We start from the raw sequence: 13,908 nt of genomic DNA, 5'->3' as shown, positions 1-13,908 counted from the left end.
CTGCGGCCCCCACGGCCCCCGTCGCCCCGCGCCCCGCCGCCCCGTCCGGCGCCGCGCCGGCCCCGCCCCCGCCCCGCAGGCCGGGGAGCGGCCGCGCCGGCCCCGCCCCCGCCGCCTCCTCAGCTCCCCGCGCCGACCTTCCGCCCGCCCCCGGAGCCGCCCGCCACCGCCCCGGCGGCTCCGCCGCGCCCCCGGCGCCCCAGCCGCGCGCCGACCGCCGCCGCAGGCAGGCGCCGTCCCCCGCGCCCCGCGCGGTCGCTCCGCCCGGCGCGGGCGCACCACGAGCATCCTTCAGATGGAGGCCGTCGAATGCGGCGCCGCCGCGCTCGGCATGGTCCTCGGCCACTACCGCCGGCACGTCCCCCTGGAAGAGCTCCGGATCGCCTGCGGGGTGTCCCGGGACGGTTCCCGGGCCAGCAACATCCTCAAGGCGGCCCGCGGCTACGGCCTCACCGCCAAGGGCATGCAGATGGACCTGTCGGCGCTCGCCGAGGTCCGCGCCCCGGCCATCCTCTTCTGGGAGTTCAACCACTTCGTCGTCTTCGAGGGCTTCGGCCGGCGCCTCGGCCGCCGCGGCGTCCGGCTCAACGACCCCGCCCGCGGCCGGCGCTTCGTCACCCCGGAGGAGTTCGACACCAGCTTCACCGGCATCGTCCTCACCTTCGAGCCGGGCCCCGACTTCCGTCCCGGCGGCCGCCGTCCGGGCATCGCCGGCGCCATGCCGACCCGGCTCCGCGGCACCTCCGGGACCATGCTCGCCGCGGTCGCGGCCAGCTTCCTGCTGGTCCTGGTCGGCGCCGCCAGCCCGGCGCTCAGCCGCACCTACATCGACTCCTTCCTGATCGGCGGCCAGACCTCGCTGCTGCCCGTCCTCTTCGCGGGAATGGCGGCCACCCTCCTGCTGACCGTGGTGCTGACCGCGCTCCAGCAGATGAACCTGCTACGCGGCCGGATCATCTCCTCCACCCTCACCAGCGCCCGCTTCCTGGGGCACCTCCTCCGGCTGCCGGTGACCTTCTTCGCCCAGCGCAACCCGGCCGACCTGGTACAGCGCCTGCAGTCCAACGACTCGGTCGCCGAGACCCTCGCCCGTGACCTCGCCTCGGCCGGAGTGGACGCGGTGATCGTCGTCCTCTACGCGATCCTGCTGTGGACCTACGACCCCCAACTCACCCTGCTCGGCATCGGGGTGGCCCTCTTCAACGTCCTCGCGCTGCGGATCGTGGTCCGGATCCGGGCCACCGGCGTCCACAAGCTCCGCGCCGACACCGCCCGGCTGACCAACACCGCCTACAGCGGCCTCCAGCTGATCGAGACCATGAAGGCCACCGGCGGCGAGTCCGGTTACTTCCGCCGCTGGGCCGGTCAGCACGCGCTCACCCTGGAGAACCAGCAGCGGCTCGGTGTGCCCAGCGCCGTCCTCAGTGTGGTCGCCCCGCTGCTGGCCTCGCTCAACTCCGCGCTGATCCTGCTGATCGGCGGCCTGCGCGCGGTCGAGGGGCACATCTCCATCGGCCTGCTGGTGGCCTTCCAGTCCCTGGTCACCTCGTTCACCGCCCCGGTCAACCGGCTCAACGGGGTCGCCGGCCGGATCCAGGACTTCGCCGCCGACGTGGCCCGCCTCAAGGACGTCGAGTCCTTCCCGGCCGAACCGGGCACCGGCAGCGGCCCCGGCGACGCCTCCGTGACCCGCCTCGACGGCCACGTCGAGCTGGACGCGATCACCTTCGGCTACAGCCCGCTGGACCCGCCGCTGCTCAAGGAGTTCTCGCTGCAGGTCGGCCCCGGCCGCCAGGTCGCCCTGGTCGGCGGCTCGGGCAGCGGCAAGTCCACCGTCTCCCGCCTGATCTCCGGCCTCTACCAGCCGTGGGAGGGGGTGATCCGGATCGACGGCCGCCGGATCTCGGACATTCCGCGCGGCTCCCTGGCCGCCTCCGTCTCCTTCGTGGACCAGGACGTCTTCCTCTTCGAGGGCACCATCCGGGACAACGTCGCCCTGTGGGACCCGTCCATCTCCGACGAGGCCGTGATCGCCGCCCTCCGCGACGCCGCCCTGGACGACGTGGTGGCCCGCCGGCCCGGCGGCATCCACGCCGCGGTCGAACAGGACGGCCGCAACTTCTCCGGCGGTCAGCGGCAGCGCCTGGAGATCGCCCGTGCCCTCGTCCGCCGACCCAGCGTCCTGGTCCTGGACGAGGTCACCAGCGCCCTGGACGCCGAGACCGAACTCGCCATCATGGACAACCTCCGCCGCCGCGGCTGCGCCTGCGTGATCATCGCCCACCGCCTCTCCACCGTCCGGGACAGCGACGAGATCGTCGTCCTGGACCGCGGCACCGTCGTCGAACGCGGCCGGCACGACGAACTCGTCGCCGCCGGCGGCCCGTACGCCCAGCTGGTCCGGGAGCGCTGACATGACCTCAGAGATCCCGCAGATCACCGGCCACCAGGCGCCGCCCGCCCAGGACCCGATGGTCCAGGACCCGGCACTCCAGGACCAGGCACTCCAGGACCCGGTGCTCCAAGACCCGGTGCTCCAGGCCCTGGACGGCATGGGCGGCCCGGTCGACCTGACCGGCGTCCGCACCCTTCCGCTGGAAGGCCCCCAGGTCCTCTGGCTAGTCACCGCAGGAGCCCTGGACCTCTTCGCGGTGGACGCCGAGGCCCAGGGCCGCTGGCACTACCTCGGCCGGCTGGAGGCCGGGGCGCTGCTCCTCGGACCGGTCGACGGCCCCCGGCACACCCTGATCGCCCGCCCCACCCAGGAGGGCGCGGTCCGCCGGATCCAGCTCCGCGAGCTCTACCCCGGCTACCAACCGCCGCTGCAGTACACGGAGTTCGGCGAGCCGGTGGCCACCCTGCTGGACCAGGCCTGCGAGCACGGACTGGCCCGCAGCCTCCGCGTCCTCTTCGACCCCTCGGTGGACGGCCTGGCCGACCCGGCCGGGGGCGGCCCGGGCGCTCTCGCCACCGCCGACGACGGCATCGAATGGCTTCCGGTCCACCCCGGCAGCCTTCAGTACGGCTCCGCGTACAGCGCGGACTGCGCCCAGGACCTGCTGATCGACGGCGGCCTCTGGGAGCGGATGGTCGACCAGCAGTCCCGCCTCCGGCACGCCCTGGACCGCTGGATCGAGCGCCTGGAGCGGGCCCACGAGGACCGCGCCGCGGCAGGTCTGGCGGCAGGCCGGGACGCCCGCGCCGACGCCGACGAGAACCTGATCGCGGCCATCCGCCGGGGCAGCCGCACGGCGGGCCAGAGCGCGGGCCGCCGCGGCGGCCGGGCCGCGGCGGACGAGGGTGCCGTGCTCGCCGCCGCCCGCCTGGTCGGCGAGGCCGCGGGGATCACCGTCGAGGCGCCGGCCTCCGGGGCCGCCGGGGGAGGGGGCGGCCGGATCGACCCCGTGGAGCGGATCGCCCTCGCCTCCGGCTGCCGGATCCGCGAGGTCAAGCTCGCCGGCAACTGGTGGAAGGAGAACGCGGGCCCCCTCCTCGGCCTCCGCCGCACCGACTCCCGGTCCGCCCCCGAGGGCGAGGAGACGGAGTCCGGCCGGCCGGTCGCCCTCCTCTGGCGCCGGGGCCGCTACGAGGCCGTGGACCCGGCCGCCGGCACCCGCACCCGCCTCGGCGCGGACGCCGCCCGCCGCTACGCCTCCCGCGCGGTGATGTTCTACCGCCCGCTGCCCACCCGCCCGTTGAGCCCCCTCCGGCTGGCCGGGTTCGCCTTCCACGGCAACCGCTCGGACCTCCGCAACCTCGTGATCGGCGGCCTGGTCGCGGTCCTCCTCGGCACCCTGGTCCCGCTCGCGACGGGCCGGGTGCTCGGCGAGTACGTCCCCCACGCCGAGAAGAACCCGATCGTCCTGACCGCCGTGGCCGTGATCGCAGCCACCGTCGTCTCCGCCTTCTTCTCCCTCCTGGAGAACGTCGCCGTCCTCCGCATCGAGGGACGGATCGAGGCGACCCTGCAGTCGGCGATCTGGGACCGCGTGCTGCGGCTGCCCACCCGCTTCTTCGCCGGCCGCTCGACCGGCGAACTGGCCAGCGCCGCCATGGGCATCAGCAGCATGCGCCGGGTGCTCTCCGGGATCAGCTCGGTCACCGTGCAGGCCGGCACCATCGGCATGGTCAACCTGGTCATGCTGCTCTGGTTCAGCGTGCCGCTGACCCTTCTGACGCTGGCCATGCTGGCCGTGATCGCGGCCGTCTTCCTCTCCCTCGGGCTGCGCCAACTCTGGTGGCAGCGCAAGCTGGTGGTGCTCAACAACAAGCTCAACAACCGCGCCTTCCAGACCCTCCGCGGCCTGCCCAAGCTACGGGTGGCCGCCGCCGAGAGCTTCGCCTACGCCGCCTGGGCCGAGGAGTTCGCCAAGAGCCGGGAACTCCAGCAGCGGGTCGGCCGGATGAAGAACATCATCTCGATCACCAACGCGGTCTACCTCCCGCTGGCCACCTTGATCATGTTCATGGTGCTGGCGGGACCGGCCCGGGGCAGCCTCTCCGCCAGCGCCTTCCTGACCTTCAACAGCGCCGTCACCATGCTGCTGACCTCGGTCACCCAGGTCACCAACGCGCTGATCTCGGCGGTCTCCGTGCTGCCGATGTACGAGCAGGTGAAGCCGATCCTCCGGGCCGCCCCCGAGGTCCCGGCCGGCGCGGTCGCCCCCGGCGAGCTCACCGGCGCCGTCGAGGCCCGCTCCCTCACCTACCGCTACTCGGCGGACGCGCCCCTGGTCCTGGACGACGTCACCTTCTCCGTCCAGCCGGGCGAGTTCGTCGCCGTCGTCGGCGCCAGCGGCTCCGGGAAGTCCACCCTCCTCCGCCTTCTGATCGGCTTCGACGCGCCGACCTCGGGCGCGGTCCTCTACGACGGCCAGGACCTCTCCGCCCTCGACCAGTCGATGGTCCGCCGGCAGTGCGGAGTCGTCCTGCAGAACGCCCAGCCGCTGACCGGCTCCATCCTGGACTGTATCTGCGGCACCGAGCAGTTCACCCTCGAAGAGGCCTGGCAGGCCGCGGAGATGGCCGGCCTGGCCGACGACATCCGCGCCATGCCGATGGGGATGCACACCGTCCTCTCGGACGGCGGCGGCTCGGTCTCCGGCGGCCAGCGGCAGCGCCTGATGATCGCCCAGGCCCTGATCCGCCGCCCCCGGATCCTCTATCTGGACGAGGCGACCAGCGCCCTGGACAACGCGACCCAGCGCATCATCATCAACTCCACCCGCGCGATGAAGACCACCCGTATCGTCATCGCCCACCGCCTCTCCACCATCCTCGACGCCGACCGCGTCCTGGTCCTGGACGCCGGCCGGGTGGTCCAGCAAGGCCCCCCGGCCACCCTCCTCGCCGACCCCACCGGCCCCTTCCACGCCCTGACCCGCCGCCAACTCGCCTAGCCGGGGCTGCCGCCCGGGAGCCCCGCGGGCCCGTTCTCGCACGCAAAAGGGGCGGGGCTCGGGGCGGAGAACCAGCACGCCCCGAGCCCCGCCCCGCGCTCAGCGCGAAAGCGAGGACCCGACCTACCCCATCGGCGCCGGCTGCGCCGGCTGCTCCATCTCCACCCCGATGGCACCCAGGTAGGCGCCAAGCACCAGCCGGGCGACCCCGGGGTACGCCCCCAGCGGCGCAGCCAGCGGGCACCCGGCCTCCTCGGCCGCGGCCTCAAGTGCCCCCGGCCGAGCCTCCGGGCCGATCAGGAACGGCGCCAGCGCCGGCCGCGCACACCCCGCCGCCCGCAGCTGCTCGACCGCGGCCGCGACCGACCCCGGCACGTCCAGCGCGGCCGCCAGCACCGGCACGGCCAGCCGCGCGGCCAGCAGCACCCCGGTCACCGACTGGGCCTGCTGCATGCCTTCGTGGCCGCCGACGGTGGCCAGCACGACCCCGTCCGCGGCGGTGTTGATGGTGAAGAGCCGCGCCCGGTCCGCCCGGGCCAGCCCCGCCTCGGAGAGCCGCACATGGACGGCCTCGGCGAGCAGCGGATGCGGGCCCAGGACGTCGACCAGCTGCGCCCCGGAGCCCGCCAGCGCGGCCTCCACGGCGTTGTGGACGTCCCCCGCGGGCCCCGCCAGCAGCGGCACCACGATCGGCGGCGGCAGCTCGGCGTCCCGCGCCTGCGCGAGCAGCTCGGTGATCAGCGGGTAGTCCCGCGGGTCGAGTTCGGCGGCCCCGGCGGACTCCTCGACCGCCGGTGCCCCCTCGACTGGCGCGGCCGGTTCGGCCGACGCGGTCGGCTCACCGTCGACCGAAACCCCAGAATCCGACTCGGAGCCCCCCTCGACTGGATCGCCCCCACCGGTGCCGGCGCCACCATCCGCGGCGGCCGGCCGGCTCAGATACCCGGCCCGGATGTCGATCCCGAACTGCTCTCCGCGGACCACGGAGACGATCTCCTCGACGACCGCCCGGACCTCGGGTCCCGCCGGCGCCGGGATGGCGAGCAGGAGTGACGGCGCGCCCGCGGGTATCTCGGGCCGTTCCGGACGGCGGTGGCGCCCCCGCGCTCGGGAGCCGGGCGTGCGGACGGGCAACGGCGTGCCCGGATTGGCGGCAGAGCTCATGACGGACGATGGTAGGTCATACGCACGGTCCGCCGCCGCGCGGTCGGCAGGTCCGCGCCCTCGACATCGCTCCGCACCTCGGGAACCGCTGTGCCGACCATGCCGTGCCCATGCGGTGCCCATGCCGTGCCCATGTGTCGATCATGGAACGCGCACATCCGAACGGCGGAGTGGTGCGCCTCACACCGCCGATTTCGCCTCGCCGCCACCGCTCCGTCCGCCTTTCGCTGTTGACGCTACGTCACCGTTTCCACCGTTTCCGGTGATCATTTGCGACCGAATCGCATCGGCCCTTCGTGATCTCGCCCGAGGGCCACCACAGAGCGTCGCCGGTCCGACCCGATTTGCCCACTTACGAACCGTCAACAACCAAGCTCCGCATGGAAGTTGTCACCCTGGGTACAAGCACGTGCACAAGCACAAGCGCATGCACGTGCAGTTGCACAAGCGCTATCATCACGTGCTGTGAGGCGGGTACCCAGTCCCGAGGGAGAGTAGTGATGCGCCAGCCGTACAACGGCATGTCAGCGGCCGAAATATCCGGCGTGACCTGGCAGAAGAGCCGGCACAGCAACTCGCAGGGGCAGTGCGTCGAGCTCGCCCGGCTTCCCGGCGGCGACGTCGCCGTCCGCAACTCCCGTTTCCCCGAGGGCCCGGCACTCGTCTACACCCGTGCCGAGATCGTCGCCCTTCTTCTCGGGGCCAAGGACGGAGAGTTCGACCACCTGGTCGGAGTGGCCGACTGATCCAGGACCCCCAGCGATCGCAGCACGAGAACCCGCTCTCCGACGGGGCCGCCGGCGGTACCACCCGCCGCAGGCGGCCCCGTTCGCGTCTGCGGCGTCCGCGGGCGCCGGAGTGGCGCATCGGGGACACCGGGATTTCGGGGACACAAGAACAAGGAGAAGCGGCGGCGAAGCCCGCCCTGCCCGACCGCGCTCCTCGGTCGCGGTCGGGCAGGGCGGGAGATCCGGTGCGGTTCAGCCGCCGGCGTGCGAAGGGTCCATGAAGAGGGCCCAGACGACCTTGCCGGCCGCCACGGGGTGCCATCCCCAGGACTGGCTGAACGAGGCCACCAGCTGCAGGCCGCGTCCGGACTCCGACTCGAAGTCCAGGCATCCCGGCTTGCGGGCGACCGGCCCCGCGCTGCTCGGGTCGCTCACCGCGCAGACCACCTGCGGTTCGCGGCGGACCAGGCTGAGTCTTATCGGCAGGGTTCCGGGGGTCGGGGGGGCGGAGCCGGGCATCTGCAGTCCGACTCCATGGCGCAGGGCGTTGGTGACCAGTTCGGAGGCCACCAGGGCGACGTCGTCGAACAGGGCGTCAAGTCCCCAGCGCCGCAAGGTGCTCCGGGTGAACTCACGCGCATGCCGGACCGAGTCGTGGCGAGGGGTGAGAGTGCAGCTGACCACGTCCGGGTCGGCCGCCACCGCCGGGCTCGCGCCCATGAAGAGCTCCTCCCATAAGGGCGCTGACACCGCTGGACCCGCGGGGCTCATCCGGGGGACACCTCCGAGCTGCCACCAGGCTTCCAGTGGGCGTGCATGTGCACGTGCACCATGGTCCTCTCTGCACACATCAGATGCAAGAGCCGATTCACGTGCATGTGGGGTTAGTGCATCTGCGCGCGCGGATGCACGTGCACGCGGTACCGTCCTCTCTAGCAGCGAAGATCCGCGGACCGGCACCCTTCGCAGCCGGAAAGTGGCAGACTGTGCGCTGATTTCTTCGGGTGGAGGTTCGACGGATGACGACGGTTCAGTCGGGGAGCGGCTCGATGGTGCGCCGCATTCTCCTCGGCTCACAGCTGCGCCGGCTCCGGGAGGCGAAGGGGATCACCCGCGAGGACGCGGGATACGCGATCAGGGCTTCCGAGTCGAAGATCAGCCGCATGGAACTGGGACGGGTCAGCTTCAAGGAGCGTGACGTGGCGGACCTCCTCAGTCTTTACGGGATCGACGATGTCGACGAGCGCGAGGCCCTCCTCGGGCTGGTCCGCGAGGCGAACAAGTCGGGCTGGTGGCACAGCTTCAGCGACGCCATGCCCAACTGGTTCCAGACCTTCGTCGGACTGGAGGAGGCCGCGTCCCTGGTCCGCACCTACGAGGTGCAGTTCATCCCCGGTCTGCTGCAGACCGAGGAGTACGCGCGGGCCATCATGAACCTCAACCGCCCCGGGCTCGCCGAGGAGGAGGTCGCCCGCCGGATCAACCTCCGGATGCGCCGGCAGAAGCTCCTCGAGGACGGCTCGGGCCCGCGGCTCTGGGCGATCATCGACGAGGCCGCGCTGCGCCGCCCGGTCGGTGGCCCGAAGGTGATGAAGGGGCAGATCCAGAAGCTGATCGACGCCTCCGAGCTGCCCAACGTGGTGGTGCAGGTGATGCCCTTCCGGTTCGGCGGCCACGCGGCCGAGAGCGGGGCGTTCACCATCCTCCGCTTCCCCGACGAGGACGTCTCCGACGTCGTCTACATCGAGCAGCTGACCAGCGCGCTCTACCTGGACAAGCGGGACGACGTGGACCAGTACATCCAGGTGATGGAGCGCCTCTCGGTGGACAGCCAGCCCCCGGACACCACGCCCGACCTCCTCGCGGACATCCGCAAGGACTTCTGAGCCGGGCGGCCGCCCCGCGGCGCCGCCCGGCCGGGCTCTACTCCACCCGCCCGCCGGGCGCCGCCGCGTCCACCGGCCCGACCTCCACCGGCCCGACCTCCACCGTCTCCGCCGCAGCCCACGGCAGCTCCGCCGGCGGAAGATAGGGCTTCCGCCCGACCAGCGGGTCCAGCCCGTAGCGCGCGTACAGATCCGCCCGGATCGGCAGCAGCGGGGTCTCCGCGTTCGGCAGCAGCAGCCCCATGCAGCCGCCCATCAGGGCGCTGCGCAGCACGGCGTGCTCCGCCACCGGATCGCGCGAGCCGGTCCGCCCCGCCAGCACCCCCTGCAGCAGCCGGCCGAGCTGCTGCTGCTCCGGGTCCTCGACGAAGCCGTCCGCGTCCGGGGCGAGGATGAACGCCAGGTGGGTGCGCATCAGCAGCGGCCGCACCACCGCGATCCCGAGGATCGCGTCGATGGTGCGGGACATCCGCTCCTCCGGCCCGGCGTCCGCGGGGAGATCGTCCAGCGCGGCCCCGAGGGTCAGATGCATCAGCCGGTGGACGGCGTTCTGCAGCAGATACCGCTTGCTGGGGAAGTAGTACGAGACCAGCCCGCGGGCCACGCCGGCGCGCTTGGCGATGTCGCCGAGGGTGGTCTCGCCGTATCCCCGCTCTCCGACCAGCTCCACGGTCGCCTGCATGATGCTCTGGCGAGAACGTGTTCGCATCGCCTCGTTGACTGCTGCGCGCCTTGGTGACATCGTTCTCCGTACGCTGATTGGCTGCCAGCCAATATACTGTGCAAGCCACTCGGCCGGAGTACGGCGGCGCTGACACGGGGGATCAGCGCCGCCTTCTTCGGTTTCCCCGAGCGAAGGCGGGGGAGTGAGCGGTCAGCGGCGTCCGGCCGCCCGCGCCGGCTCCCGGCGCGCGGCCCGCGAGGCCACCGCCCCGCTGGGGCGGCGGATGCCGCCGGCGACGGCCCGGCCGGCCGAGGGCGCCCCCTCGACGGTCTTCGCCGCCTCCAGCACGCAGGCGTCCGGCAGGGCGGGATGGCGCCCGATCACCACCACGCCGAGGACGATGCAGAGCAGCCCGATCGCCTCCCAGGCCATCGCCCCCGGGGTGACCCGCAGCCGGTCGCCCAGGAAGCCGACCCCGCAGGCGATCCCGGCCAGCGGCTGGGCCGCGGTCAGCGCGGGCAGCGACATCTTCAGCGGCGCGGACTCGAAGGCGCTCTGCACCAGGACCAGCCCGACCACGCCGATCCCCACCACGGCGTACGGCTGCCAGCTGGTGACGGTCAGGGCCAGGCCGCCGTGGTCGAAGCGGATGCTGGTCAGCCGGGTCAGCGCGTCCTGCAGGCCGTAGAGCAGCCCGGCGGCCAGGGCGAGCAGCGTGGCCTCCTCGAAGACCGGCAGCCGCTTGGCGATCGAGACCAGCAGCAGGCCGAGGCCGGCCACCACCCCGAAGACCAGCCAGTGCCGCAGCGCGTCCGCCTCCACGCCGCCGCCCTGCGGCTGGCCGGCCATGATGAACGTGGTCACGCCGCCGGCCAGCAGGAGCACGCCGCCCCAGCCGGCCCGGCCCAGGGTCTGTCTGGTGAGCAGCCGGGCGGAGCCCATGGCGAACAGCAGGTTCGTCGCCAACAGCGGTTCCACCAGCGAGATCCGGCCCTGCGCCAGCGCCATCGCGCTGAGCACCTGGCCGATCACCATGAAGAGGATGCCGAGCAGCCATTCCGGCACCCGCATCAGGTCGAGGAGCAGCCGGAAGGACAGGATGTCGGCCCGCGGAGCGCGCTGCGCCGCGTGCTGCTGGAGCACGAAACCCAGGCCCAGGAAGAGGGCCGCGCCCACTCCCAGCAAGAAGACCGTCACGCTCGAATCACCCGACTACGTACCACGCCCCGGCCAGCCGACGGCACCGGGTACTCGGCCACGGACAGTTCCTCAGAAGAGTAGCGCGGGAGTTCGCGATCGGACTCCTGCTTGCGTCAGCCGGAGGACCCCACGCCACCCCCGCCCCACGGCCTGACGAGGCCCAACACCCGTACACCGCGACGTTCTGAGGCCCCATCACCCTCACCCGATTCTCATCCCCCCGAAAGGTCCCCCCTGGTGATGACGCCTGCCCGGCACTCCGTGGTTCAGCCCTTCCGGGGGCCCGGCGATGGCTAGCCGCGGAACAGCAGCGCACGCAGCCCCGGCGCCAGCGCCAGGACGATCGGCACGGCCGGGGCCGCCACCGCGGCGGCCGTCAGCCGCAGCCGCCGGGCCAGCGACAGCCGCCGCTCCCCGGCCAGCAGCCGGTCCACCCGGTGCGGCAGCTCGGAGAGATGACGCGGGTAGCAGCCGCCGAAGACCCCGCGCGCCTCGTTCAGCTCCACCAGCGCCAGCGCGGTCGCCAGCCGCCCGTGCCGACGTGACGCCGCGTCATCGGCGGCCAGCTCCACCAGCCGGCCGGTCTCGTCAAGGAAGTCGGTGAAGATCCGCGCCCCGGGAAAGGCCGAGGCCAGCGCCTGCGCGCTCTGCAGCAGCCAGTGGTGGCGCGCCCGCACGTGGCCGCGCTCATGGGCGAGGACGGCGGCCAACTCGCGGTCGGAGAGCCGCCGCAGCGCCCCCGTGGTGACCACCAGGTGCGCGGCGGGACCGGGCAGCGACCAGGCCTCCGCGGCGGAGTTCTCCAGCACCACCAGCCGCTCTCGCTCACGCGGCCCGCGGCCGCGGCGCCCGCCTCCGGGAGCGCCGTCCGTCTCCAGAGCCCGTGGCAGCCTCGGCGCACGCTCCGTCAACTCGCTTGCCCGGCGCCGCCGCCAAGCCCGCTGCCCGCGGAACTCGGAGTTCAGCGCGAGAAGGGTGCGGACGCCGCCGAACGCGAGGAGCACGGCCCCGGCCGCCACCCACTGCCGCGCCCAGACGATCCCGTACGCGGCGGCCACGCTGCGCGGGGCCCCGGTGAAGAGGATCGCGTGGGCGGCAGGCCAGGCCGCGGCCAGGCTCAGCGCGAGGGAGAGGGCGCAGCTCAGCAGCACCGCGCCGACCAGCGCCTGCCACAGCAGCAGGCCGAGCACGGGCTCCCGGTCCGTCCAGCGGGCGCCGGTGAGCACCACCGGACCGCTCCAGGCCAGCACGACGCACGCCACCAGAAGAAACGGCAGCACGCTCATCGCGGACCTCCACGGAGCCGTACCAGGGGCGCGCAGCACCGCGCGCACCGCCCAACCTAGGCGCCGCCCGCCGCAGGCGGTACCGCTTTCCCCGCAGGCGTGATCGACGCCACGCCGCGCTCAGAGCGCCAGCAGCATGGACAGCATCGACAGCCCCATCGCCATCCGGCACACCTCCGGCCCGCGACCCCGCCGAACAGCGCCCCGGGCGGACCCCCCGGATCCCGGACGGCGGCGCCCGCGGAGACCAGCCGGCAGCCCTGCCACACCGCGTACCCGCCGAAGAAGAGGAGCAGCGCCCCGGTCACCGCGGGCACCCCGGCGGCCTGGGCCGGCATCCCGGCCATCCCGGCCATGCCCGCCATGCCGTCCGTCCCGTGTGTCCCGTCCAGCGCCCGGGCCGCCGCCACCGCCATGTAGACCATCGCCGCCATCCCCACCACGTGGTAGAGGTGGTGCGCCCGGTGCGGGCGGCGCCCGCAGCCCGCGCGCGGCAGCCGCACGCGCCCCGGAGACGCCTCCAGCGCCGCTACCGCCCCGGCCACCAGGACCCACAGCAGCGCCGCCCCGAACACCCCCGCCCAGATCGCCACCGGTACCCGCATCCCCAGCCCGCCCGGGACCGCCATCACCACCATCCCGGCGGCCATCAGCCCCTCGGCCGCGTCGGCGTGCCGCTCCGCCGCCTCCCTCGGCGCCCGCGAGCAGAGCCGTGCCACGCAGTACGTCCCGATCGCTCCGCAGAGCGCGACCAGCAGCCAGCCCACCGCCGCGGGTTCGTGCATCGGCTCCTCCGTGCTCGCGGGACCTCACGATCAACCCTCGACGAGCAGGTTCCCCTCCAGCAGGGGCGCAGAAGGGGGCGCACGGAAGCAGCCCGGCCGACGACCCCGGCCGACGACCCCGGCCGACGACCCCGCCCGAGTCCCCGGCGCTAGGGGCGGTCGCTAGGGGCGGTACCGCATGGGATGGTCCGCCGGGACCTCCACGACGCAGATCCGCACCCCGTCCGGATCCGCGAGCCACATCTCCAGCAGCCCCCACGGCTCCCTGCGCGGCTCGCGGAGGATGTCCGCGCCGGCCTCGGTGATCTGCCGCCGGGCCTCCTCGATGTCCGGGACCTGGAGCCACAGCCGCATCCCCGGCCCGGCGGGCGACTCCGGCGGTTCGGTTCGCCCGGACACCTCCAGGTAGCCCCCGCCCAGGAAGAAGACCGTGCCGCGCTCCTCCCACGGCCCGAACTCCCGGTAGATCTCCAGCCCCAGGACGTCCCGGTAGAAGGCACGACTGCGCTCCAGGTCGGTCGGGCGCAGCAGGATCCGACTGCTCAGTACGTGAACCATCGCCCCACGCTAGGGCGGGCCCCCCGGCGGCGCGAGACAGCGCCTTCCGGATGGCCGCAGGGTTCCCCCTGGGGATGACCCCACCGTCTCCCGTACTCCCAGAGGAGTACACGCGCTCGATCGTGCGTCAGCGGGACTACCCGACCGGCTGCCGTGAATCATTCCCCGGTCGCTCTTCCTGGGCGAATCCCCTCGTTAGCTTGGATCCGCCCCCGTAACGACCGGTGGTCCCCACCGG

At 73.3% G+C, this 13,908-nt stretch carries 11 protein-coding genes; 4 read left to right on the top strand and 7 right to left on the bottom strand.

Annotated features, from left to right (window positions below; genetic code table 11):
• Positions 1-295 precede the first annotated feature (295 nt).
• Together BS73_RS09690 and BS73_RS09685 are read left to right on the top strand one after the other, a co-directional pair.
• Entirely contained in the window at positions 296-2,413 is a 2,118-nt protein-coding gene (locus tag BS73_RS09690; RefSeq protein ID WP_051939757.1) for an NHLP family bacteriocin export ABC transporter peptidase/permease/ATPase subunit, read from the top strand.
• Positions 2,414-2,471: 58 nt separating this feature from the next.
• Positions 2,472-5,399, top strand: coding sequence for an NHLP bacteriocin export ABC transporter permease/ATPase subunit (locus BS73_RS09685; protein ID WP_051941368.1), 2,928 nt, complete (start codon positions 2,472-2,474; stop codon positions 5,397-5,399).
• Positions 5,400-5,522: 123 nt separating this feature from the next.
• Here BS73_RS09685 and BS73_RS09680 read toward each other — a convergent pair whose 3' ends face one another.
• Positions 5,523-6,563, bottom strand: a complete 1,041-nt coding sequence (locus tag BS73_RS09680) for a sirohydrochlorin chelatase (protein ID WP_037571101.1) — start codon at positions 6,561-6,563, stop codon at positions 5,523-5,525.
• 500 nt (positions 6,564-7,063) lie between these two features.
• Here BS73_RS09680 and BS73_RS09675 point away from each other — a divergent pair, with 500 nt between their 5' ends.
• The gene (locus BS73_RS09675; RefSeq protein WP_037571100.1) at positions 7,064-7,309 is read left to right on the top strand and encodes a DUF397 domain-containing protein; all 246 of its coding nucleotides are present in this window, start codon (positions 7,064-7,066) and stop codon (positions 7,307-7,309) included.
• Between the two features lie 234 nt (positions 7,310-7,543).
• Here BS73_RS09675 and BS73_RS09670 read toward each other — a convergent pair whose 3' ends face one another.
• Entirely contained in the window at positions 7,544-8,011 is a 468-nt protein-coding gene (locus BS73_RS09670) for an ATP-binding protein (RefSeq protein WP_051939755.1), read from the bottom strand.
• Between the two features lie 299 nt (positions 8,012-8,310).
• Here BS73_RS09670 and BS73_RS09665 point away from each other — a divergent pair, with 299 nt between their 5' ends.
• Entirely contained in the window at positions 8,311-9,177 is an 867-nt protein-coding gene (locus tag BS73_RS09665) for a helix-turn-helix domain-containing protein (protein WP_037571096.1), read from the top strand.
• Positions 9,178-9,214: 37 nt separating this feature from the next.
• Here the strand turns inward: BS73_RS09665 and BS73_RS09660 are convergent, their stop codons facing one another.
• The 5 genes from BS73_RS09660 to BS73_RS09640 all read right to left on the bottom strand — a co-directional run bounded on the left by BS73_RS09660 (position 9,215) and on the right by BS73_RS09640 (position 13,670).
• Positions 9,215-9,886: a TetR/AcrR family transcriptional regulator gene (locus BS73_RS09660; RefSeq protein WP_235215361.1), complete on the bottom strand. Its 672-nt coding sequence runs from the start codon at positions 9,884-9,886 to the stop codon at positions 9,215-9,217.
• Between the two features lie 165 nt (positions 9,887-10,051).
• Positions 10,052-11,038, bottom strand: coding sequence for a DMT family transporter (locus BS73_RS09655; RefSeq protein ID WP_084703937.1), 987 nt, complete (start codon positions 11,036-11,038; stop codon positions 10,052-10,054).
• Between the two features lie 296 nt (positions 11,039-11,334).
• On the bottom strand, positions 11,335-12,327 hold the full coding sequence (locus tag BS73_RS09650) for a M56 family metallopeptidase (RefSeq protein ID WP_037571095.1): 993 nt from the start codon (positions 12,325-12,327) through the stop codon (positions 11,335-11,337).
• 56 nt (positions 12,328-12,383) lie between these two features.
• A complete protein-coding gene (locus BS73_RS09645; protein ID WP_051939753.1) occupies positions 12,384-13,112 on the bottom strand; it encodes a DUF5134 domain-containing protein in 729 nt (242 codons plus the stop codon).
• Positions 13,113-13,274: 162 nt separating this feature from the next.
• Positions 13,275-13,670, bottom strand: a complete 396-nt coding sequence (locus BS73_RS09640) for a VOC family protein (protein ID WP_037571094.1) — start codon at positions 13,668-13,670, stop codon at positions 13,275-13,277.
• Positions 13,671-13,908 lie beyond the last annotated feature (238 nt).

The organism is Phaeacidiphilus oryzae TH49 (assembly GCF_000744815.1).
Lineage (GTDB): Bacteria > Actinomycetota > Actinomycetes > Streptomycetales > Streptomycetaceae > Phaeacidiphilus > Phaeacidiphilus oryzae.
Note: the sequence above shows the minus strand (reverse complement) of the source record. Positions and strands in the feature narration are given on the sequence as shown.

Excerpts from the sequence above, each read along its gene's own strand:
- BS73_RS09685 (WP_051941368.1), top strand. The coding sequence starts at position 2,472 with ATGGTCCAGGACCCGGCACTCCAGGACCAGGCACTCCAGGACCCGGTG.
- BS73_RS09640 (WP_037571094.1), bottom strand. The coding sequence starts at position 13,670 with ATGGTTCACGTACTGAGCAGTCGGATCCTGCTGCGCCCGACCGACCTG.
- BS73_RS09675 (WP_037571100.1), top strand. The coding sequence starts at position 7,064 with ATGCGCCAGCCGTACAACGGCATGTCAGCGGCCGAAATATCCGGCGTG.
- BS73_RS09665 (WP_037571096.1), top strand. The coding sequence starts at position 8,311 with ATGACGACGGTTCAGTCGGGGAGCGGCTCGATGGTGCGCCGCATTCTC.
- BS73_RS09650 (WP_037571095.1), bottom strand. The coding sequence starts at position 12,327 with ATGAGCGTGCTGCCGTTTCTTCTGGTGGCGTGCGTCGTGCTGGCCTGG.
- BS73_RS09690 (WP_051939757.1), top strand. The coding sequence starts at position 296 with ATGGAGGCCGTCGAATGCGGCGCCGCCGCGCTCGGCATGGTCCTCGGC.
- BS73_RS09660 (WP_235215361.1), bottom strand. The coding sequence starts at position 9,886 with ATGCGAACACGTTCTCGCCAGAGCATCATGCAGGCGACCGTGGAGCTG.
- BS73_RS09670 (WP_051939755.1), bottom strand. The coding sequence starts at position 8,011 with ATGGGCGCGAGCCCGGCGGTGGCGGCCGACCCGGACGTGGTCAGCTGC.
- BS73_RS09680 (WP_037571101.1), bottom strand. The coding sequence starts at position 6,563 with ATGAGCTCTGCCGCCAATCCGGGCACGCCGTTGCCCGTCCGCACGCCC.
- BS73_RS09645 (WP_051939753.1), bottom strand. The coding sequence starts at position 13,112 with ATGCACGAACCCGCGGCGGTGGGCTGGCTGCTGGTCGCGCTCTGCGGA.